This is a genomic window from Roseibium sediminicola (assembly GCF_023156505.1).
GTDB classification, from domain to species: domain Bacteria; phylum Pseudomonadota; class Alphaproteobacteria; order Rhizobiales; family Stappiaceae; genus Roseibium; species Roseibium sediminicola.
This window is the reverse complement of the sequence record NZ_JALNMJ010000001.1, coordinates 276,883-297,126: the sequence shown is the minus strand read 5'-3', so window position 1 is coordinate 297,126 and position 20,244 is coordinate 276,883. Positions and strand designations below refer to the sequence as shown.

Below are 20,244 nucleotides of genomic sequence, written 5' to 3'. Positions count from 1 at the left end.
AAAATTTCAAAAGTGCGAGTGAACTGGGTATATGCGGCGCGACTTTTGCCGTGCTTCTTAACAAATGCCAATAATCGGCAGGTCACGATTTCTGACTGAGGTCAGCAAGACCTGATTTCCGGCAATTTTCGAACAGCTTCGCGGAAAAGGTCTTTAAATTACATCATTCGACGCCACAGAAGCTGCCCCAACGTTATCCGAATTATCCTTTTTGCACCGGGTGAGGAAGACGGCCCAATTTACTTCAATGCACACAATCGAGCCGCCAGCATGCATTCCCAATCAAAAATAGGTATGCTGACCGCCGGTCACGTCCTGGATCTGGAACGGTTGATGCGTGTGAAAACTGATTGGTCCGCACATTACAGCAAGACCCTGGGCAGGCGGTCGGCACGCCTGGCGGCAACCATGTTCGGGTGCCTTCTCGCAGCATGCCTGTTCGCCGGCAGTACCGCCGCACGTGACCTAGTCATCCTGGCAACGCCGGAAGAGCCCTACAAATTCGTGGAAAACGGCGTCTACAAGGGCATCGACATCGAGGTCATCGATGAGGTCATGCGGCGTCTGGACCTGACCTATTCGGTCGAACTGATCGAGTCCGGCACACGTATCCAGCAGGAGGCCATGTCAGGCCGGGCCGACATGCTGCTGCTGTTTTCAAAGAAGCCGGAACGGATGGCGTTTCTGCTCTACCCTGAAGAAAGCTACATCGACATCAGCTGGAATTTCTTCATCCGCGCGGAGGATGAAGGCAAGATCGCCTTCGAGGCCTACCGCGATCTGGCGGGGCTGCAGATCGGCATCACCCAGGATTTTTCCTATACGCCTGAATTTTTGCAGTCCGGCCTCAGCTTCCAGACCGTGCCGCGCAACACGCTCCAGATCGGCATGCTTCTGGCAAAACGGATCGACGCCGTGCCGATGAACACGATCAGCACGCTCTATGAGGAGAAGAAGGCCGGCAGGCTGGACAAGCTGTCCTTTCTGTCCAAGCCGCTGATCACCAAGCCCTACTACAATGTCTTTGCGAAGGCCTCCAGCTATCCGGACATCGATGGTCTTGTCGCCCGCTACGACCAGACCATCCGGGACATGAAAGCCGACGGAACGCTTGAAGCCATCCTGGTCAAATATCTCGGCAAGCGGCATGGCGGCAAGGTGCGCAGCGGCAGCTGATCCGGATACACGTCGCCCTATCAGCGCCTGGAGACACGCGACTGCCATCTTGCATTGCCATTCCGAAGTGATAATGTTCTTCTTATGTTCTCATCACAACTCGGATACTTCGCGTGACGCTCAGGCCCCCCCTTAACGAGCCCCCCGCCCCCGTCGAGCTCACCCCGGTCGAGCTCGACCATGGCGCTGCCGAAGCGGCAACGGTGCCGGAAGACCGCCGCCGCGGGCGCGCGGCCGCGCTCAACAAGAGCGGCCGTTTCGAACCGCTTGCGCGCGAAAACTTCAACGATGGCTGGGACAGTCTCGACGACCTGCCGCCGCTGAAAACAGAGGTCCAGGAAGAGCGCGCGCGCACGATCATCACCCGCAACGAATCGCCCGACCTGTCCTTCGACCGCTCGATCAATCCTTATCGCGGCTGCGAGCACGGTTGCATCTATTGCTTCGCCCGGCCGAGCCACGCCTTCATGGGCCTTTCACCGGGCCTTGATTTCGAAACGCGTCTCTTCGCCAAACCCAATGCTGCTCAATTGCTTGAGCGGGAACTGTCACGGCCCGGCTATACGCCCCGCGTGATTGCCATTGGCACCAACACCGATCCCTATCAGCCGCTGGAGAGAGGTTACGAGCTGATGCGGGAGATCCTGGAGGTGCTCGACACTTGCTCCCATCCAGTGGCCATCGTCACCAAATCGGCGCTGGTTACCCGTGACATCGACATCCTGTCGCGCATGGCAGAGCGCAATCTTGTCAAGGTGGCCCTTTCCGTGACCACGCTCGACCGGAAGCTCTGCCGCGCGATGGAACCGCGTGCCTCCGCCCCGCACAAGCGGCTCGACGCGATCAAGGCCCTGTCCGAAGCCGGCATCCCGACGTCGGTCATGATGGCACCGGTCATCCCGGCGCTGACCGACAGCGAGATCGAAGCCATTCTGGAGGCAGCGGCGGAGCATGGTGCGAACGAAGCCGCCTTCATCCTGCTGCGCCTGCCGCTGGAAGTCTCCGAACTCTTCCGGGACTGGCTGCTGCGCCACCGGCCGGACCGGTACCGCCATGTCATGAACCTGATCCGCTCCATGCGCGGCGGCAAGGATTATGACGCCAAATGGGGCGAACGCATGCGCGGCCGCGGTCCCTATGCCGACCAGATCGCAAAGCGCTTCTCGCTCGCCGCCAAGCGCTTCGGGCTCAATCTCCGGCGCCGGAAACTCAGCACCGACGCCTTCGTGCAGCCGCAAAAAGGCGGTGTGCAGCTGGATCTCTTCTGACAAAGAGCTTGTGAAATCCGGAGACGGGCGGCACGTTGCCGAAATGGCATTCACCCCGTCCCTATTCGATCTCGCCTTTCCCGACAGTCCCGACCTGAAGCTTGAACGCAAACACGCGAAGGCTTTTGGCGGCCGGCTTTGCGGCGTCGACGAAGCCGGCCGCGGCCCCTGGGCGGGGCCCGTGGTGACGGCTGCCGTGATCCTGGACTACGATCGGGTGCCGGAGGGCTTGAACGATTCCAAGAAGCTCACCGAGGCCAAGCGCGAGGAGATGTTCGCGGCGATCGTCTCGAGCGCCCATGTCTCGGTCGCCAGCGCGTCGCCGGCGACCATCGACCGGGTGAATATCCGCACCGCGACACTTTCCGCCATGGTGCGCGCCGTCAGCCACCTTGCGCTGGTTCCGGATTATGTGCTGGTCGACGGCCGCGACGTGCCGCACGGGCTGAAACAGCCCGGTCAGGCATTGGTCAAGGGCGATGGCCGCTGCCTGTGCGTGGCGGCTGCCTCGATCGTCGCAAAGGTGACCCGTGACCGGATGATGGTTGCCCTGGAAAGGGATTGCACGGGCTACGGATTTGCTCAGCACAAGGGCTACGGCGTGCCGCAGCATCAGGCGGCACTGGACACACTCGGCCCATCGCCGCATCACCGGATGAGCTTCAAGCCGGTGCGTCTGTCGGCAGGCATTGAATAGATAAGGGGCGCCGTGTTGGAGCTATCAATTTTCCGGGTGGGCGAAGCCGATGCCTGCGAACTGCTGGCTCTGCAAAGAGAGGCCTACCAGAGCGAAGCCGAAATCTACCAGGACTGGACAATTGCTCCGCTGACCGAAACCGAGGAGCAGTTCCGGAAGCAAGAGCCTCAGAAACATCGAATTCTATCAACGGCTCGGATATGGACTGATCGGCGAATGCCGTCTCAATGACAAGGTAACGCTCACCGTTCGGGAAAAGAAAAATCGTTGAAACCTGAAGCCGAACCCACCGGAAATACGCTACGCATTCCTGCCTAGGCTGCCGAAACGAATGCTTGGCATCTCCGCAGCAGGCTGTCGTCAAATGCCAAGTTTACCTTTTCCTTTAAGAAATCGGTAAGGCGCACCTTTGAGCATAGCCCCGACCCAAGCCAAAGGGAATTTTCGTACAATGTTCAATCAGCACTATGAGAGAGCCGTCGCCCTTCTTGCGGTGGGCGGTGTCATCCTTTCCGTTGTCCTGGTCCTTGCTTCCAGCCTCTATTTCTGACGAGGGTCAGCGCATTGCCTTCACCCGACAGCTTTCCGCCTTTCCCCAAGTCACGTGTTTGAAGGACATCTGTTCCTTCTCTCCCCTCCGATGACGTTCAATCCGAACTGACCTGTGCAGGGTCAACTCTGCTAAGCGTTCGTTCTTGCTCCGGCTATCAGCAGCATTTCCCAGGACCGTGAGACGTCACCATGTCAGCTTTCAAAATCGAGGCGGCAACGCCTTTGGACGCCCGAAGCCTGGCTGCCCTCTCGATAGAAGTCTGGCTGGACACCTACGCGACTGAAGGCATCTCCGACAGTTTCGCGGCACATGTTCTGGAGACCTATACACCGGAGGCTTTCGCTGGTGCCCTCGCTGACAGAAACAAGTACCTCCTCGTTGCCCGCAACGACGTCGGCCTTATGGGCTATGTCCTGCTCAACCTGAAGGTCGATCCTGTATCGCCCGGCAGCGGGACGGCCGAGTTCGAAACTCTTTACGTCCGCCGGCATCATCAGCGGCTGGGGCTTGGCCGGAGGCTTTTTGACAACGCGCTCAAACTGGCCGCGGCGGCCGGCCAGGAAAAGCTTTTCCTCACGGTCTATGAAAAGAATGACCGGGCCATTGCCTTCTACGAGGCACTCGGCATGCGGCATGAAGGGCGCTGGACCTTCGAGTTCGAAGGTGGAGCGGTGCCCAACCTGATCATGGTCCGGGAAACCGACATGTGATCAGACTGGCAGCCAACAAAAAAAAGCGGCCCCGAAAGGCCGCTTTTCATTTCTTCACCAGAACCCTGAACCTCAGTTCAGACGGTCTTTCACCTGAGCAATGCTCTTGGCGACAATGTCGTCGGCGACCTTGTCCTTGACCTTGGCGGTCAGGATCTGCTCGGCCGCGGCAACGGCGATGTCGGCTGCCTTGGCGCGGACTTCGGCAATCGCCTGGCTTTCGGCCTGGGCAATCTTGTCTTCCGCTGCCTTGGTACGGCGGGCGATCATCTCTTCAAGAGCCTGGTTGGTTTCAACCGTCAGGCGCTCGGCTTCAGACGTTGCTTCAGCAATGATGCCTTCCGCCTCGCCTTCGGCCTCATGGCGCTTGCGCTGATATTCCGACAGCAGTTCCTGGGCTTCTTCACGCATCTTGCGTGCTTCTTCCAGGTCCTTGCGGATACCTTCGGCGCGCTCATCCAGGGAGGCTCCGATTTTGGCCGGAACCTTGATATAGATGATCAGCGCGAAGAAAAGAACGAGACCGATCGTGGCCCAAAATGTAGCGTCCATGATCGTCTCCTCAGTTCATCGCCGATTTCAGCGCCTTGGTCAGATCGGTCTTGGTCGGAGCCTTGCCGATCAGCTGCTCGACGAGCGCTGACGTGGTGTCTCCGGCAATTTCCTCGATCTGGGAAAGGGCCTCGGTCTTGATGCCGGCAATATGAGCTTCCGCCGCCTTGAGCTTTTCGCCGAGTTCGGCTTCCGCCTTCTCGCGGCGAGCATCCTGCTCGGCCTTGAGCTTGGCCCGCGTGTCATGGGCAATGCCATGCGCCTTGTTGCGGGCTTCGGTCAGTGCCTGCTCGTATGCCGCGATCGCCGCGTCGGTTTCTTCCTTCAGGCGGTTGGCCTCGGAAAGATCACCGGCGATGCGGTCCTTGCGGTCTTCCAGGATCCCAGCGAGCCGCGGCATGGCCACGTTCTTCATGATCCAGTAGAAGATGCCGAAGGTGATGGCGAGCCATAGCAGCTGGGACGCAAAGGTGGTCGCGTCGAACGGCGGGAAACCCGCGCCGTGCTCTGCGGCCGCTTCCGCGATTACCGCGTGGCCTTCAGTGGTCGTGCCTGCCATTTCCTGTCTCCTAAATCCGGCTAGGCGGCGCTTTCAGGGCGCCGCCACCGGAGTCGCATCGTTAGTCGCTGCTTATGAGCGATTAAGCGAACAGGAGGATCAGAGCGACCAGCAGGGAGAAGATGCCCAGAGCTTCCGTCACGGCGAAGCCGAAGATCAGACGGCCGAACTGGCCATCAGCTGCGGACGGGTTGCGCAGAGCGCCTGCGAGGTAGTTACCGAAGATGCTGCCGAGGCCGATGCCTGCGCCGCCCATGCCGAGACATGCGATACCGGCACCGATGTATTTTGCTGCTTCTGCTTCCATGACACGTGCTCCTAGATGGTGTTTGCAGATTGCTCACGTACGGCGCATTGAGGCCGTGTGATTTGGATTACCCTCAGTGTGAAGGATGAATGGCGTCGTTCAGATACATGCAGGTCAGGACCGTGAAGACATAGGCCTGCAGGAACGCGACCAGGAATTCCAGCGCCGTCAGGGCGACCGTCATTCCAAGCGGAAGAATGGATCCGAACACCCCGACCGCGCCCATGGCGCTGAGGCTGACGACGAAACCAGAGAAAACCTTCAGCGTGATGTGACCGGCCAGCATGTTCGCAAACAGACGAACGGACAGGCTGATCGGACGCGACAGGAAGGAGATCACCTCAATCAGGGTCACCAGCGGGATCAGTGCGCCAGGCACGCCGCTCGGGACGAACAGTTTGAGGAACTTCATACCGTTTTTCATGAAGCCGTAGATGATCACGGTCATGATCACCAGCATCGCAAGCGCAAAGGTCACGATGATGTGGCTGGTGATGGTGAAGAAATACGGGAACATCCCGAAGAGGTTTGCGACAAGCACGAACATGAAGAGCGAGAACACGAGCGGAAAAAAGCGCATACCTTCCGTTCCCGCTGAGCTTCGCAACGTGCTTGCGACGAATTCGTACATCATTTCCGAGACCGACTGAACACGGGACGGGACAAGGCCACGGCCGCTGGTCGAGAAGATCAGAAATGCAGACGTCGCTGCCACGGTCAAAACCATGAACAGCGAAGAGTTGGTGAAAGAGAAATCCATACCCCCGACTTCAATCGGAAAGATCTTCTGGATTTGGAACTGATGGATCGGATCGTTCGCCACCGGCCAGCCTTCTTCGCTCGTTCATAATCACAGCGCCCGAAGGCGCGACAAAATCTAGTCGGTCCTGTCGTTCTGAACGTCTTTTTCGCGCTGGATCTTGGCGTCCTGGTCCTCGACAACCCCGGCCGAGCGCAGAACATTCAAGACACCGGCTACGAAGCCCAGCAGCAGGAAAACGATCAGCCCGAAGGGCGATGTTCCAAACCACTGGTCGGTCACCCAACCGATCCCGGCCCCCACCAGTACGCCCGCAATGAATTCTGAAGACAGCTTCATTGCCTGCGCATATCCGGATGAGCTGCTTTGCGACTTGCGAGCGGCTTTTTCTTCTACCGCCCGAATGCCATCAAGCTTCCGGTTCAATTGAGCCCGCCGTTCCGACAGACCCGCTTCAGAGGAACCAGCTGCCCGATCTTCTCCATCGCCGTTTTGCGAAGACATCATCTTAAGTCCTCAGCCAGCGCCGACATGTCAGATCCAACAACAGGGAGCCCCCTAAGCCGCGCGCACCATAGTCGGCGCCCCCTGCCGTGTCAAGAAGCCTTAAGGAAACTCTATCTTATTGATATTAAATCACTATTTTTACTCATACAGATTCGGCCAGACCTAAGTTGCATAAGCTTTTCGCGGCAGTGCCGCACAAGATGCGCTTACGGCCGCCAGCTAGGCGGTTTCGCGGAATCGCTCGGCTGTCTCCAAATCCACCGAAACCAGCTGGGAAACGCCGCGTTCGGCCATGGTCACACCAAACAAGCGGTTCATGCGGGCCATGGTGATCGGATTGTGGGTGATGACCACAAAACGTGTCTCCGTGCTGGCCGCCATTTCGTCCAGAAGATCGCAATAGCGCTCGACATTGGCGTCATCGAGCGGTGCATCGACCTCATCGAGCACGCAGATCGGTGCCGGATTCGTCAAGAACACCGCAAAAATCAGAGACATGGCGGTCAAGGCCTGCTCGCCGCCCGACAAAAGCGTCATGGTCTGCGGCTTCTTGCCCGGCGGGCGGGCGATGATTTCGAGGCCCGCATCGAGCGGGTCGTCGCTGTCGACCAGCTGAAGCTCCGCCGTGCCGCCGCCGAAAAGGTGCGTAAACAGACGCTGGAAATGGCCGTTGACCACTTCGAAGGAGGCCAACAGGCGCTCCCGGGCCTCACGGTTGAGATTGGAAATGCCGGTGCGCAGACGCCGAATCGCCTCGATGAGATCGTCGCGCTCGGATGTCAGCGTGGTTTTCTGTTCGTCGATCTCACGCAATTCCTCTTCAGCGCGCAAATTGACGCCACCGAGGCGCTCGCGCTCGGCTTTCAAACGTTCCAGCTTGCGTTCCATCGCCTCCGGGTCCGGCAGGGGCGCGCCCTCCTTCAGTCCGGCAATCTCCGGCAGGGCCGCAACGGACACTTCCAGATCCTCGTCGATGCGCCGTTCCAGGTCGCTCATGCGGGATTTCGCTGCTTCAAGCCGCTCCTCGGCGCGGATCTTCTGCTCGCGGGCGCCAGACATGGCTTCCATCGCCGCCTTGGCTGCCCGGTCGACGTCGGATAGGTCGAGTTCGGCCTGCTGCAGCCGGTCGTCCTTGGCTTTCTTGTCCTCTTCCGCCTTGGCGATGGCGGAGAACAGCTCCCGGCGCTTGATCTCGATGTCCTCGGGCGCCTCGATCAGCTCGCCGCGCTCTTCCTCGGCCTCCTCCTGACGCTCCTTCAGGACGGCAATCTGCTGGGCGGCATTGGCGGCACGGGTTTTCCAGCTGTCATACTCGCGGGCGATCGCCTCAAGGCGGCGGTCGCGCATCTGCTGTTCGCGCGTCAGCCCTTCGGAAACGGCGCGCGCTTCGGCAAGCGCACTTCGGGCGGCGGCGACTTCGCCGCGCAGCTCCTCGATCTGGTCCTGATAGCTGGTGGCGTCGGGCGCTTCTTCCAGCTGAGCCTCGGCTTCGAGTACCTGCTCGCGCGCCATCTCGGCTTCCTCGCCGAGGCGCTGCGCCCGATCCTGGGCGGCTTCCTTCTTGGCTGCGACCTGGGAAATGGCCCGTTCGGCCGCCGCCAGCGCCTCTCGGGCTGCCGAGGCCCGGCGCTGGCCGTCGCGGACCTTGCCCCGGGCGATCTGTTCCAGTTCAACGGCCTGGCGCACGTCGGCCGCGGCGCGTTCCAATGCTTCGACCTGGTCGGCCACGCCCCGGCGCGCGGTGTCGATCTCGTCGCCGAGTTCGGCCAGCCGGTTTTTCTGTGCCAGGCGTTGAGCTGCAGGCGTCGGCGCGTTGGCGGCCACCACGTAACCGTCCCAGCGCCAGAGGTCGCCTTCCTTGGAGACCAGGCATTGGCCGGGTTTCAAGGTGTTGCGCAAACCCGGCCCGGCGGCCTGCTCGACAATGCCGATCTGAAGAAGACGGCGTTTGAGCTCGGCCGGCGCATCGACGACATCGGCGAGGCTGCGCAGGCCGGAGGGCAAAGCCGGATCGCCGTCATGGGGCAGGACGCCCTGCCAGCGGACGGCGGCAGCTTCCTCCAGCGAGGCATCGAGATCCTCGCCGAGCGCGGCGCCGAGCGCAGTCTCAAAGCCTTGCTCGACCGTCAGCTGCTCGACGACGGGCGTGTGATCCTGGTCGGAATGAACATTGAGCACCTGCTCCAGGGTGCGCGCCTCGGTTTCGAGCCCCTGCAGCATCTGCTGCGCTTCGCTGAGCGGCGCACGCGCGGCCTGTTCCCGCTCACGGGCCTCGCGCGTTGCCGTTTCGGCGTCTTCAACGGCCGTTTCCGCCTCGATCAAGGCTTCCTCGGCGAGTTCCAGCGCTTCCCGGTTTTCCGAAACGCCATCATGCTCCGCCATCTGGGCGGTGAGATCGTTCAGGACCTGCTGGGCCTCCTGGGCCTGGGCCACCAGGCGGTCGGCCCGCTGGCGGCTGTCGGCAACGGCCCGTTCCAGCTGGCGCCGTTCCGCGCTTGCCCGGGCCTCGGTGGCGGTCAGGTCGGACAGCTGGGTTTCGAGGCCGCGCACGGTCTCCTCGGCTTCCGCGACCTTCTCCCGCGCTGTTCCGGTCCGCTCCGAGACCATTTCGTTTTCTTCCAGAAGCTCTGCGCGCTCCTCCGACAGGCGCTCCAGCACCTCGTCATTCTCGGAAACCATGCTTTGCTCTCGGCGGATGTCCTCCGCCAGCTGCACCATGCGCCTTTCCAGATCCTGCAGCCGTTCCTTCACCCGACGTTCCTCGGCGTCGAGTTCGTTGCGCGCGATGACCAGCCGCTGCAGGGCAGCGCCAGCCTTGGCGGCGTCGTCGCGCAGTTCCGGCAGCTTGTGGGCGGCGATCGCCTGAATGCGGGCACTTTCAGCTTGCAGCGCGGTCGCCTCGTTGACCTGTTTCTGGGCCTCGGCGAACTGGGCTTCCGCGCTGGCGAGCGCCTCGCGGGCTTCGGTCCAGCGGATATAGAGGATCGAGGCTTCGGCGCCGCGAATTTCGGAAGACAGATTGCGGTAGCGGGTCGCCTGGCGCGACTGGCGTTTCAGATTGTCGAGCTGGCCATCGATCTGCACCAGAACGTCTTCCAGGCGCTCCAGGTTCTGCTCGGCCGCGCGCAGACGGATTTCGGCCTCGTGGCGGCGCGAATGCAGGCCGGAAATGCCGGCGGCCTCCTCCAGAATCTGGCGGCGCGAAGTCGGCTTGGCGGCAATCAGCTCGCCGATCTGCCCCTGGCGCACCATGGCGGGCGAGCGGGCGCCGGTGGAGGCGTCGGCGAACAGCAGCTGGACGTCGCGGGCGCGCACATCCTTTGCGTTGATCTTGTAGTTGGAGCCCTGCTCGCGCTCGATGCGGCGGCTGACTTCCAGAAGGTCGGCATCGTTGAAGGCGGCAGGCGCGGTGCGGTCCGGGTTATCCAGAAACAGCGTCACTTCGGCCGTGTTACGCGCCGGCCGGTTGAGGCTGCCGGAGAAGATCACGTCGTCCATGCCGGACGCGCGCATGTTCTTGTAGGAGTTTTCCCCCATCACCCAGCGCAGGGCCTCGACAAGGTTGGACTTGCCGCAGCCATTCGGCCCGACCACACCGGTCAGGCCGTTGCCGATGATGAATTCCATCGGCTCGACGAAGGATTTGAAGCCGACGATGCGGAGCTTGGAGAACTTCATCGGCGCCCGGTCCCGGAAGAAACGGGCGCCTCTTTCAGGCAGGATGGATCGGCCATCCGCACGGCAGCCGGCGGCGTGGCCGCCAGCTTAACTTGCCGCTTCGATGATCTCGCCCATCTGTTCAATCGACATTGCCCCGGAATGTAACTCGCCATTGATAAAGAAAGTCGGCGTGGATTTCACCCCGAATTTTTGCGACGCGCGGTCACGTTCGGCAACCAGGGCATCCAGAAGGCCCTGGTCCGTCAGGCATTTGTTGAACGATTCCTGCGTGTAACCGATCTGTTTGGAGAGGCTTGTCAGGGCGGGAAGGAATTCGCCGGACAGCGCGCCGCTGCGCAGCTGTTCGAACATGATGTCCACAATCTCGAAATACTTGTCGGCCGGTGCGCAGCGCGCCAGCATGGACATGGCAAAGGCTTCCTGGTTCAGCGGATACTCGCGGAAGATGAAACGAACCTTGCCGGTGTCGACATACTGTTCCTTCAGGGACGGCCAGGTCTTCTTGTGAAAATTGGCGCAATGTCCGCAGGTCATGGAGGCATATTCGACAATGGTGACCGGCGCGTTCTCGTCGCCGAGGATCTTGTCGCCGAGCGGGCCGGGGATCAGCAACTCCTCCAGATCGACGGATTCGGCAAGGGCGATGCCGGTACCGGCAAGACCAAAGGCGGCCGTCGCCAGGGCGGTGGTTTTGAGAAACTGTCTGCGGGTCTGTTTCACGAAGATCGTCCTGTCACAAGTCAAATTCTGCACCGGATGGTGCGTGGTTGCTCGGTCTCCAGTGGACACCGGTGCATCGAAGTGAATGTCGGTTCGTCCTACCTGCCCTCAGCTGAATACAGGATGAACCAGATTAACGCTCTCTGTGCCCTGTCGGGCATCCGGCGTCAACAAAGCTTATCAAATGTGGCGGGAGAGAGGACGGTTCAAGAGCCGGTTTCACGGTGTTGTTATAGCGGACTGACCGGTGTCGTCCAAGGTCAGGTGTTAAGTGTCAGGCGGCCTTGCCGGCATTGCGCGCGATCACCTGGGCGCCGAGTTTCTTCAGTGCCTGGCGCAACCGGTCGTTCTCGACACCTTCGAGATTTTGCTCAAGACGCTGTTCTTCGCTTTGTGTCAGCGGCCTCAGGTCCCTTTTCGGAGCCGGGCGTTTCACCTGGACGGGCTGTTGCAGGATCTTGATACGTCCAATGGCGCGCCAGCCGTAGAACGTGTTGATGCGCTCGATCACCTGGGCGTTGTCATGGGACAGCATCAGCGCGGTCGCACCGTCGGTATGTACCACCAGTGTTGCCGGTTCAGGCGGTGTTTCCGGATCCGTCCGGTCCGGCCGGCGCGGCCAGATCAGGCGTTCGGGCTGCACCCTGGTGCCATAACGCTCGCCGACGATATCCGCCCAGGAGGCGATGATGTCGACCGAGGCAAAACCCCGCTTGCGGCAAACCGGCGTCATCGCCTTGCCGACAAGATCGGAAAGCGGTTTCGCCCCTCTGGGCGCGTGCACAGGGTTTGCCTTTGAAGCGCTGATGGCCTACCTCCTCATCCAGCCGAACTGTTCGGCGGCCTGCCGGCCCGTTTCAGGATCGGGGTGTTGTCTCGCAATAGAATACGACAAAATGACGACGAATACTTGTCTCAACCTGATCACCGCTCTGTTAGCAGCAAAGTTGTCCCCAGGCTATCCAAAGCTTCAAAAACGCTTTGAAGCAGAATTGCTCGGCTGATCACATGGCATCTGCTTCCCCTGCCCGGCTGCTGCTTGACTGGTACGACCGTCACGCAAGACGGCTGCCCTGGCGCGTGGCGCCGGAGGACCGGAAACTCGGTGAAATCCCGGATCCCTACAGGATCTGGCTGTCTGAAATCATGTTGCAGCAGACGACCGTTGCCGCGGTCAAAGACTATTTTGAAAAGTTCTGCCGTCTGTGGCCGACGGTCGAAGATCTCGCCGCCGCGCCGGAAGAAGACGTGATGAAAGCCTGGGCGGGGCTCGGCTATTATTCGCGGGCGCGCAACCTGAAAAAATGCGCCGAAACCGTCGCATCGGATCATGCCGGCCGCTTCCCGGAAGACGAAAAAACGCTGCAGACGCTGCCCGGCATCGGGCCCTATTCCGCCGCCGCAATCGCCACCATCGCCTTTGACCGGCACGCCGCCGTCGTCGACGGCAATGTCGAAAGAGTGCTGACCCGGCTGTTCCGGATCGAGACGCCGCTGCCCGATGCCAAGCCGCAGATCAAAGCCCAGATGGGCGAGCTGACGCCGGAAAAACGGCCCGGCGACTTCGCCCAGGCCGTGATGGATCTGGGGGCGACCATCTGCACGCCCAAACGCCCCGCCTGCGCGCTGTGCCCGTGGCGGGACATCTGTGCGGTCCAGTCGTCGGAGCTTGCCGAGACCCTGCCCCGCAAGGCACCGAAGAAACAGAAGCCGACCCGGTTTGGCGCCGCCTTTGTCGCTGTGGACCCAGCGACAGGCGCGGTGCTGCTGCGCCGCCGGCCTCCCAAAGGGCTTCTCGGCGGCATGACGGAAGTGCCGGGCTCGGATTGGTCGGAAGACTTCGACACCGAGGCCGCCCTCGAGCACGCGCCCTTTCCCGCCGACTGGCGAAAGCGAATGAACGAAGTGAAGCACACCTTCACCCACTTCCATCTGCGGCTTGCTGTCTATCGGGCTGACCTGGCAGCGGAGAGCCTTAATGCTTCCGCGCGGGACTGGTGGTCTACCCCGGACATGCTCTCCGAAGAGGCTCTGCCGACGGTGATGCGAAAGGCTCTGACCGCAGCTCTGGATTGAAATAGCAAATAGTCGTTACCCGGCTCAAAAAACAGTTGCGGAAACCCGCGTTTGAATGTTGAAGAGCACGTTCTCTTTTTGGACCCCAAGATCATGTTCACCTATGCCCATGACGCGCTGTTCTCGAAGCGGGATTGCGACGAAATCATTCGCCTGAGCCAGGCGGAAAGCCGGGACGCCGGCGGTCTCGTCGGCGGCACGCAGCAGCGCGACATCCGCCGCGCCAAGGTGAGCTGGCTGGATGATGAAGGATCAGCCTCATGGGTGATGGAGCGCGTGATGGGCGCCGTTGCAAGAGCCAATCGCGAGGCTTTCGATTTCGACATCACCGATTTCCGGGAGAAATTGCAGGTCGCCGTTTATGACGAGAGCGAGGAAGGCCACTACGACTGGCATTCCGACATCGGCGAAGGCCCGATTGCGCAATGCCGCAAGGCCACCATCGTCACCCAGCTCTCCCCCACCGACGCCTATGAGGGCGGCGCACTGGAGGTCAGTCTCGGCCACAAGGTGATGACCGCTTCGCGCGACCAGGGCAGCGCAACGCTGTTTGCCAGTTTCATGTTGCACCGGGTGGTTCCGGTTTCGAAAGGCACCCGCTTTTCGCTGACCTGCTGGAGCCACGGCCCGCGGTTTCGCTAACGCCTGCCCGGCACACCGGCTCGCTGGCCAAGCGCGCTTAACGCAGAACCGGTGCCATTGGATCAGCAGTCGGGTTGAAAAAAATAGAGAAAGAGTTTTTCCTCATCCGCGGCGCGAGGCGGGCCGTAATCACAGCAACACAGGCGAAAAAACCAATTGACGGCGCTCGGGAAACTCCTTTCCCGAAACCCTTTTTGCTTGCCTGTGTCAACCAGTGGGAGTGACACATGAAACTGCTTCAGAAACTAGTCTTAGCCCTTGTGATTGCCCTGCCGCTCAGCGCGGCCAAGGCCTCCGACAAGGACATTGTCGACACCGCTGTCGGCGCCGGATCCTTCAGCACGCTCGTAGCGGCTGTTCAGGCGGCCGGGCTCGTCGACACGCTGAAGGGTGAAGGGCCATTCACGGTTTTTGCCCCAACAGACGAAGCCTTTGCGAAACTGCCGGAAGGCACAGTCGAGAACCTGCTCAAGCCGGAAAACAAGGACCAGCTCGTTGCCATCCTCACCTACCACGTCGTACCGGGCAAAGTGATGTCGTCCGACATCGCAGGCAAGAAGGCTGAGGTCGCTTCGGTCGAAGGCAGCGAAATCTCCGTTGACGCAACCGACGGCGTCAAGGTCGACGAGGCCAGCGTGGTCACCGCCGATGTAGAAGCCTCGAACGGCGTCATCCACGTGATTGACACTGTCATCATGCCGAACTGACGGCTCCAGGGTGCGTTCTACCCCCGAAACGTACCCGCCGACGGCGCGGTCTCCTTGAGGGACCGCGCCCTTTTTCTGACCCGCCGGAGCTGCTTCCAGAGCCGTTATGATCAAATTGGCGTTCCGCCAACCCAATCCCCGCTTGCATTTATCGGAAACGGATGGAATGGGAATGTGCGCTGAATTGCCGTCGCCAAATCCGAATGGCTACTGGACACGTAAACTAGAACAGTTCTAAAGTGGCAACCTATTTCTCAAGGAGGCCTTGTCATGAAGGGCAATGAAAAAGTTATTGAACGTCTGAACGAAGCCCTGTTCCTGGAGCTGGGCGCGATCAACCAGTACTGGCTGCACTACCGCCTCCTCGCCGACTGGGGCTATGCCCGTCTTGCCAAAAAGGAGCGTGAGGAATCCATCGAGGAAATGCAGCACGCGGACAAGATCGTCGACCGGATCATTTTCCTGGAAGGCCATCCGAACATGCAGAAGGTCGCGCCTCTGCGCATCGGCCAAAACATCAAGGAAGTGCTGGAATCCGACCTTGCCGGCGAATATGACGCCCGCACCTCTTATTCCAAATCCCGCGAAATCTGCCGTGAGGAAGGTGACTACGTTTCCATGGCGCTGTTCGAGCAGCTGTTGACGGACGAGGAAGGCCATATCGACTTCCTGGAGACGCAGCTGGAGCTTCTGGAAAAGATCGGCGTCGAGCGTTACGGCATGCTGAACGCCGCCCCGGCGGACGAAGCCGAATAAGGTTTCCGACAATTCGCATTGAAAAAGCGCGGCTTGTGGCCGCGCTTTTTTGTTTGCGCTACTGAAACGCCGTTTCCGCGAAGCTGCGAAGCTTGCGGGAATGCAGGCGTTCCGCAGTCATGTCGCGCATCTTCTCCATTGCCCGAATGCCGATCTGCAGATGCTGCGCGACCTGGCGCTTGTAGAAATCCGTCGCCATGCCCGGGAGTTTGAGTTCGCCGTGGAGCGGCTTGTCCGAAATGCACAGGAGCGTTCCGTAGGGCACGCGGAAGCGGAAGCCGTTGGCGGCGATCGTCGCCGATTCCATGTCGAGCGCGATCGCGCGTGACTGGGAGAAGCGCTTAACCAGTTCCGGCTGGTCCCAGAGCTCCCAGTTGCGGTTGTCGAGCGAGACTACCGTGCCGGTGCGCATCACCCGCTTGAGTTCGTAACCGTCAATGCCGGTGATCTCGGAGACTGCGTCTTCCAGCGCGACCTGGACTTCGGCGAGCGGCGGGATCGGCACCCAGACCGGCAGGTCCTGGTTGAGCACATTGTCGTCGCGCACATAACCATGGGCGAGCACATAATCGCCGAGGGTCTGGCTGTTCCGGAGACCCGCGCAGTGACCGAGCATCAGCCAGACATGCGGGCGCAGCACCGCGATGTGGTCGGTGATCGTCTTGGCATTGGACGGACCGACGCCGATATTGACCATGGTGATGCCGCTGCCGTCTTTCCGTTTCAGGTGATAGGCCGGCATTTGCGGCAGTTTGCCCAGCTCTTCGACGTCCGACTGGTCCTGGCCGGCCTCGATCACGATGTTGCCGGGCGAGACAAAAGCCTCATAGCCGCTGTCCGGCTGCAGCAGCAGCTCCTTCGACATGCGGCAGAATTCATCGATATAGAACTGGTAGTTCGTGAAAAGCACGTAGTTCTGGAAGTGTTCGGCCCGGGTGGCTGTGTAGTGCTGCAGCCGGTGCAGGGAATAATCGACCCGCGGTGCTGTGAACGAGGCCAGCGGCATCACGCCGTCCGCCGGATCATAGGTGCCGTTGGCGATGCTGTCGTCCATCACCGTCAGGTCAGGCAGATCGAACGTATCGGCCAGCGGCTGGTCGAGATTGGCGGCGGCCGCGCCGCCTTCCACATGGGTGCCGTCATAGAAGGCAAAATGCAGCGGGATCGGCATGTCGCTGTCGCCGATCAGGATCGGCACGTCGTGATTCTTCATCAGAAGCGACAGCTGGGTGATCAGGTAGTTTCGGAAGAGGTCCGGCCGCGTGATCGTCGACGCATGGGTGCCGGGCCTGGAAACGAAGCCGTAGGACAGGCGGCTGTCGAGACGGATGTGGCTGTCGGTTACGATCCGGACCTGGGGGTAAAACGCGCGGAAGCGCCCCTCGAGCGCCTTGCCCTCCAGAAGGTTCTGAAAGTGATCACGCAGAAACGCGGTGTTGGCTTCAAAAATCTCGATCAGCCGGTCGACCGCCTTGGTCGCGTCCGTGAACACTTCCAGCGGATGCGACGGCGCCAGCCGCACGCGGCGCGGAGCCGGTTGAAATGGATTGGTGGTGGAATTGGACATGAACGTCTCCTTATTGTTGTTATGAGCCAACAGTCCCGCCAAGTCTTGATTTGGTCAATAGATCTAGCAGCAGTTTTTGAATTTTTTTTCGCAGGGAGAAAATTTCTGCACCTAGAGCGTTTTCCGGTCAAATGACTCCAATTGGTCGGAAAGCGCTCTTGCGAACACTGATGCAACAACACGGTCTTTTCCCGGACCCGGGGAACCGTTAAAGTCCTCCAGAATTTTGACCAGGAGTTTCCCATGAAAAACGCCATCCTGACCCTCGCGGTCGCCTTCTCCTCCCTGATCGGCGCGGGCCTCACGGCCCAGGCAGACGATCTGCCGGACCTCGGCGGCAAGGAGATCGTGATCGCCTCCGAAAACACCTATCCGCCGCTGCAATTTGTCAACCCGAAGACAGGCGATGCCATCGGCTGGGAATATGACGCCATTGCCGAGATCGCCAAGCGCCTGAATGCCAAGGTCACCTTCGAGAATGTCTCCTGGGACGCCATGATCCCGGCCATTTCCGCCGGCGAATATGACCTTGCCATGAACGGCATCACCATCAAGGCGGACCGGGCGGAACAGGTCGACTTTTCGGATCCCTACATGCGTTCCGAGATGTTCATGCTCGTACGTGCCGACGAGGACCGCTTCACCGATCCGAAGTCCTTCGCCGCGAATGCCGACTTCCTGGCCGGCGCCCAGCCGGGCACCACACCCTTCTATGTCACCGTCTATGAGGTTCTGGACGGCGATGAAGCCAACCCGCGCATCAAGCTGTTCGAAACCTTCGGCGCCGCGGTCCAGGCCCTGAAATCGGGCGATGTCGATCTTGTGCTGACCGACAGCACCGGTGGCCAGGGTTATGTCGCCACCAATCCGGACACGTTCAAGCTGATCGGCGAGCCGATGGGCTCGGAAGATTTCGGCTTCATCTTCGCCAAGGGCTCCGACATGGTCGCGCCGTTCAACGCCGCCATCGCCAGCATGCGCGCGGACGGAACGCTGGATGCACTGAACAAGAAGTGGTTCTTCGACTACAAAGCCGGCCAGTAAGCCCTCTTTCCGGCCACGCTTGGCTGGACATTACGCATCATGGCCGCTATCCGGGCAAAGGTCCGGGTAGCGGCCCTTTTGTTTCACCTTCCTTTTCCTCCAGCCTCAAGTCAGCCCATGTTCACCAGCAAGACCCAGACCGGCGCGCCGAAACAGGATTTTCCCTATTGGTTGGTGCTCGCTGTCGGCATTGCGGTGTTCCTGCTGGTCCAGATCGCGACCAACGACATTTACAGCCAGGTGATGGCGACCGTGTCGCGCGGGGTCTGGGTGACAATCTTCGTCACGCTGGTGGCATTCTTTCTGGCATCGCTGATCGGGTTGCTGCTAGCGCTGGCATCGCTGTCAGGCTCGGTCCTGTTACGGCAGAGCGCCCGCTTCTATATCGAGATCGTGCGCGGCCTGCCGATCCTGGTGTTGCTGCTCTATATCGCCTTCGTCGCCACGCCGCTGATCGTCGCCGGCCTCAACGCGCTGCTTGAGCCGCTTGGCCTCGGCACGGTGCGCACCCGCGACTTTCCGCTGCTCTGGCGCGCGGTGCTTGCCCTCACCATCGGATATTCGGCCTTCATCGCCGAGGTCTTCCGGGCCGGCATCCAGGCGGTCGATACCGGCCAGATCGAGGCGGCCGAGGCGCTCGGCATGAACCGCTGGCTGCGCTTCCGCCTGATCATCTTCCCGCAGGCCCTGAAAACCATCCTGCCGCCGCTCGGCAATGATTTCGTCGCCCTGATCAAGGACAGTTCGCTGGTTTCCGTGCTCGGCGTTACGGACGTCACCCAGCTCGGCAAGGTCTATTCCGCCGGGTCGTTCCGCTATTTCGAGACCTACAACGTTGTCGCGCTGATCTACCTGATGATGACGATCACGCTTTCGCTGGCCCTGCGCAAATTTGAACGGACAAGACAGCTTCCGGACCGCTAAGGTTTCTTCCAGAAAAACAATCCGTCGTCATCCCGGCCAACGGCGGCGCGAGCCGGGACGGGGGAGCCGAGGGCCTTGAATGGACACAGCAGGCTCACGGGCTCTCCGATCCCGGATCTTCGCTTCGCTGCGTCCGGGATGACGACCTCTTTTGGAGTGTTCCCGCATGCGTTCTTTTGAAGAGATCGAAGCCCTCGCCATGGAAAAGAAGGGCGGGACTGAAGCCCTCCAGAACCTTCTGGCCGAGCACAACGCTCCAAAGTCTCCCGAGGAGCTGGAACAACTCGGCGACGACCGCTGGCTGTCCATGTTCACACGCTGCGTCTTTCAGGCCGGTTTCAGCTGGAAGGTGATCGACCAGAAATGGCCGGGCTTTGAGGAGGCATTCGAAGGCTTCGATGTCGCCCGCCTCGCCTTTTTGCCCGATGAAGCCTTCGAAGCCCTGCTGAAGGACACTCGCATCGTGCGCAATGGCGCCAAGATCAAATCCGTCCAGGACAACGCGATCTTTCTGAAAGACCTGGCGGCCGAACACGGCAGCGCGGCGAAGTTCTTTGCGCACTACCCGGTTACCGACCAGATCGGCCTGATGGAGACCTTGAAGAAACGCGGCAACCGGCTCGGCGGCAATACCGGGCAAATCGCCCTGCGCTTCATGGGCAAGGAAAGTTTCGTGCTCTCCGGTGACGTGGTTAATGCCCTGATCCGCGAAAATGTCATTGAGAACGATCGCATGTCGAAAAAAAATCTGACTGCGATTCAGGCCGCCTTTAACGAATGGCGCGCAACTTCCGGTCGTCCCCTGAATGAAATCAGCAGAATTCTGGCCTTTTCGGTCGGAACAGGTCATTAACCTCTCATTCAGCTTTTACGATTGTAAACAAAGCCTTGATTCAAAGGGAATTTTTGTTTTCAGCATTTAACCGCTGATTTACCAAACCCGGTAACCATGACACTCGAAATTGCGTGAGGTATTGCGTCGCAATGAGTGTACTGCGTACCGGGGTGTCCTTCGCGGCACCCCGCCTATCAAATGAG

The 20,244-nt window shown here is 60.4% G+C and carries 20 protein-coding genes; 11 read left to right on the top strand and 9 right to left on the bottom strand.

Going from position 1 to position 20,244, the window contains the following annotated elements; all coding sequences use genetic code 11:
- The first annotated feature begins 333 nt into the window (after positions 1-333).
- The 4 genes from M0H32_RS01330 (at position 334) to M0H32_RS01315 (ending at position 4,404) form a co-directional block, all read left to right on the top strand.
- Complete coding sequence (locus M0H32_RS01330) at positions 334-1,176, top strand: substrate-binding periplasmic protein (RefSeq protein WP_248149734.1); 843 nt, start codon at positions 334-336, stop codon at positions 1,174-1,176.
- Positions 1,177-1,379: 203 nt separating this feature from the next.
- Positions 1,380-2,444, top strand: a complete 1,065-nt coding sequence (locus tag M0H32_RS01325; RefSeq protein ID WP_248150533.1) for a PA0069 family radical SAM protein — start codon at positions 1,380-1,382, stop codon at positions 2,442-2,444.
- Positions 2,445-2,487: 43 nt separating this feature from the next.
- On the top strand, positions 2,488-3,141 hold the full coding sequence (locus M0H32_RS01320) for a ribonuclease HII (RefSeq protein ID WP_248149732.1): 654 nt from the start codon (positions 2,488-2,490) through the stop codon (positions 3,139-3,141).
- Positions 3,142-3,882: 741 nt separating this feature from the next.
- A complete protein-coding gene (locus M0H32_RS01315) occupies positions 3,883-4,404 on the top strand; it encodes a GNAT family N-acetyltransferase (RefSeq protein ID WP_248149730.1) in 522 nt (173 codons plus the stop codon).
- A 72-nt stretch (positions 4,405-4,476) separates the two neighbouring features.
- Here M0H32_RS01315 and M0H32_RS01310 read toward each other — a convergent pair whose 3' ends face one another.
- The 8 genes from M0H32_RS01310 to M0H32_RS01275 form a co-directional block, all read right to left on the bottom strand.
- A complete protein-coding gene (locus M0H32_RS01310; RefSeq protein ID WP_248149726.1) occupies positions 4,477-4,956 on the bottom strand; it encodes a F0F1 ATP synthase subunit B family protein in 480 nt (159 codons plus the stop codon).
- Between the two features lie 10 nt (positions 4,957-4,966).
- Positions 4,967-5,515, bottom strand: a complete 549-nt coding sequence (locus M0H32_RS01305; protein ID WP_248149723.1) for a F0F1 ATP synthase subunit B — start codon at positions 5,513-5,515, stop codon at positions 4,967-4,969.
- Positions 5,516-5,597: 82 nt separating this feature from the next.
- On the bottom strand, positions 5,598-5,822 hold the full coding sequence (locus M0H32_RS01300; RefSeq protein ID WP_248149721.1) for a F0F1 ATP synthase subunit C: 225 nt from the start codon (positions 5,820-5,822) through the stop codon (positions 5,598-5,600).
- 73 nt (positions 5,823-5,895) lie between these two features.
- On the bottom strand, positions 5,896-6,645 hold the full coding sequence (locus M0H32_RS01295; protein WP_248149719.1) for a F0F1 ATP synthase subunit A: 750 nt from the start codon (positions 6,643-6,645) through the stop codon (positions 5,896-5,898).
- Between the two features lie 54 nt (positions 6,646-6,699).
- Positions 6,700-7,086: an AtpZ/AtpI family protein gene (locus tag M0H32_RS01290; protein WP_248150532.1), complete on the bottom strand. Its 387-nt coding sequence runs from the start codon at positions 7,084-7,086 to the stop codon at positions 6,700-6,702.
- Positions 7,087-7,308: 222 nt separating this feature from the next.
- On the bottom strand, positions 7,309-10,767 hold the full coding sequence (gene smc / locus M0H32_RS01285) for a chromosome segregation protein SMC (RefSeq protein WP_248149716.1): 3,459 nt from the start codon (positions 10,765-10,767) through the stop codon (positions 7,309-7,311).
- A gap of 87 nt (positions 10,768-10,854) precedes the next feature.
- A complete protein-coding gene (locus M0H32_RS01280; protein ID WP_248149714.1) occupies positions 10,855-11,490 on the bottom strand; it encodes a thioredoxin domain-containing protein in 636 nt (211 codons plus the stop codon).
- 274 nt (positions 11,491-11,764) lie between these two features.
- The gene (locus M0H32_RS01275) at positions 11,765-12,274 is read right to left on the bottom strand and encodes a DUF721 domain-containing protein (RefSeq protein ID WP_248149711.1); all 510 of its coding nucleotides are present in this window, start codon (positions 12,272-12,274) and stop codon (positions 11,765-11,767) included.
- A gap of 224 nt (positions 12,275-12,498) precedes the next feature.
- On the opposite strand from M0H32_RS01275, the gene mutY reads away from it, so the two are divergent.
- The 4 genes from mutY (at position 12,499) to bfr (ending at position 15,671) form a co-directional block, all read left to right on the top strand.
- Positions 12,499-13,566, top strand: a complete 1,068-nt coding sequence (gene mutY / locus M0H32_RS01270) for an A/G-specific adenine glycosylase (protein WP_248149709.1) — start codon at positions 12,499-12,501, stop codon at positions 13,564-13,566.
- Positions 13,567-13,659: 93 nt separating this feature from the next.
- Positions 13,660-14,208 (top strand): 2OG-Fe(II) oxygenase, encoded by a 549-nt coding sequence (locus M0H32_RS01265; RefSeq protein WP_248149708.1) that lies wholly within the window; start codon positions 13,660-13,662, stop codon positions 14,206-14,208.
- A gap of 227 nt (positions 14,209-14,435) precedes the next feature.
- A complete protein-coding gene (locus tag M0H32_RS01260) occupies positions 14,436-14,915 on the top strand; it encodes a fasciclin domain-containing protein (protein ID WP_248149707.1) in 480 nt (159 codons plus the stop codon).
- A gap of 270 nt (positions 14,916-15,185) precedes the next feature.
- On the top strand, positions 15,186-15,671 hold the full coding sequence (gene bfr / locus M0H32_RS01255; protein ID WP_248149706.1) for a bacterioferritin: 486 nt from the start codon (positions 15,186-15,188) through the stop codon (positions 15,669-15,671).
- 58 nt (positions 15,672-15,729) lie between these two features.
- Here the strand turns inward: bfr and M0H32_RS01250 are convergent, their stop codons facing one another.
- Positions 15,730-17,238 (bottom strand): AMP nucleosidase, encoded by a 1,509-nt coding sequence (locus M0H32_RS01250; RefSeq protein WP_248149705.1) that lies wholly within the window; start codon positions 17,236-17,238, stop codon positions 15,730-15,732.
- Between the two features lie 243 nt (positions 17,239-17,481).
- Here M0H32_RS01250 and M0H32_RS01245 point away from each other — a divergent pair, with 243 nt between their 5' ends.
- The 3 genes from M0H32_RS01245 to M0H32_RS01235 all read left to right on the top strand — a co-directional run bounded on the left by M0H32_RS01245 (position 17,482) and on the right by M0H32_RS01235 (position 20,059).
- Positions 17,482-18,282, top strand: coding sequence for a transporter substrate-binding domain-containing protein (locus M0H32_RS01245; RefSeq protein WP_248149704.1), 801 nt, complete (start codon positions 17,482-17,484; stop codon positions 18,280-18,282).
- A gap of 117 nt (positions 18,283-18,399) precedes the next feature.
- Positions 18,400-19,206, top strand: coding sequence for an amino acid ABC transporter permease (locus M0H32_RS01240; RefSeq protein ID WP_248149703.1), 807 nt, complete (start codon positions 18,400-18,402; stop codon positions 19,204-19,206).
- 166 nt (positions 19,207-19,372) lie between these two features.
- Positions 19,373-20,059, top strand: a complete 687-nt coding sequence (locus tag M0H32_RS01235; RefSeq protein WP_248149700.1) for a DNA-3-methyladenine glycosylase I — start codon at positions 19,373-19,375, stop codon at positions 20,057-20,059.
- The last annotated feature ends 185 nt before the right edge of the window (positions 20,060-20,244 follow it).

What these genes read in the sequence shown, in the direction of transcription:
- M0H32_RS01330 (WP_248149734.1), top strand. Translation starts at nt 334, where the DNA reads ATGCGTGTGAAAACTGATTGGTCCGCACATTACAGCAAGACCCTGGGC.
- M0H32_RS01320 (WP_248149732.1), top strand. Translation starts at nt 2,488, where the DNA reads ATGGCATTCACCCCGTCCCTATTCGATCTCGCCTTTCCCGACAGTCCC.
- M0H32_RS01315 (WP_248149730.1), top strand. Translation starts at nt 3,883, where the DNA reads ATGTCAGCTTTCAAAATCGAGGCGGCAACGCCTTTGGACGCCCGAAGC.
- M0H32_RS01310 (WP_248149726.1), bottom strand. Translation starts at nt 4,956, where the DNA reads ATGGACGCTACATTTTGGGCCACGATCGGTCTCGTTCTTTTCTTCGCG.
- M0H32_RS01305 (WP_248149723.1), bottom strand. Translation starts at nt 5,515, where the DNA reads ATGGCAGGCACGACCACTGAAGGCCACGCGGTAATCGCGGAAGCGGCC.
- M0H32_RS01300 (WP_248149721.1), bottom strand. Translation starts at nt 5,822, where the DNA reads ATGGAAGCAGAAGCAGCAAAATACATCGGTGCCGGTATCGCATGTCTC.
- M0H32_RS01290 (WP_248150532.1), bottom strand. Translation starts at nt 7,086, where the DNA reads ATGTCTTCGCAAAACGGCGATGGAGAAGATCGGGCAGCTGGTTCCTCT.
- smc (WP_248149716.1), bottom strand. Translation starts at nt 10,767, where the DNA reads ATGAAGTTCTCCAAGCTCCGCATCGTCGGCTTCAAATCCTTCGTCGAG.
- mutY (WP_248149709.1), top strand. Translation starts at nt 12,499, where the DNA reads ATGGCATCTGCTTCCCCTGCCCGGCTGCTGCTTGACTGGTACGACCGT.
- M0H32_RS01265 (WP_248149708.1), top strand. Translation starts at nt 13,660, where the DNA reads ATGTTCACCTATGCCCATGACGCGCTGTTCTCGAAGCGGGATTGCGAC.
- M0H32_RS01260 (WP_248149707.1), top strand. Translation starts at nt 14,436, where the DNA reads ATGAAACTGCTTCAGAAACTAGTCTTAGCCCTTGTGATTGCCCTGCCG.
- bfr (WP_248149706.1), top strand. Translation starts at nt 15,186, where the DNA reads ATGAAGGGCAATGAAAAAGTTATTGAACGTCTGAACGAAGCCCTGTTC.
- M0H32_RS01250 (WP_248149705.1), bottom strand. Translation starts at nt 17,238, where the DNA reads ATGTCCAATTCCACCACCAATCCATTTCAACCGGCTCCGCGCCGCGTG.
- M0H32_RS01245 (WP_248149704.1), top strand. Translation starts at nt 17,482, where the DNA reads ATGAAAAACGCCATCCTGACCCTCGCGGTCGCCTTCTCCTCCCTGATC.
- M0H32_RS01240 (WP_248149703.1), top strand. Translation starts at nt 18,400, where the DNA reads ATGTTCACCAGCAAGACCCAGACCGGCGCGCCGAAACAGGATTTTCCC.
- M0H32_RS01235 (WP_248149700.1), top strand. Translation starts at nt 19,373, where the DNA reads ATGCGTTCTTTTGAAGAGATCGAAGCCCTCGCCATGGAAAAGAAGGGC.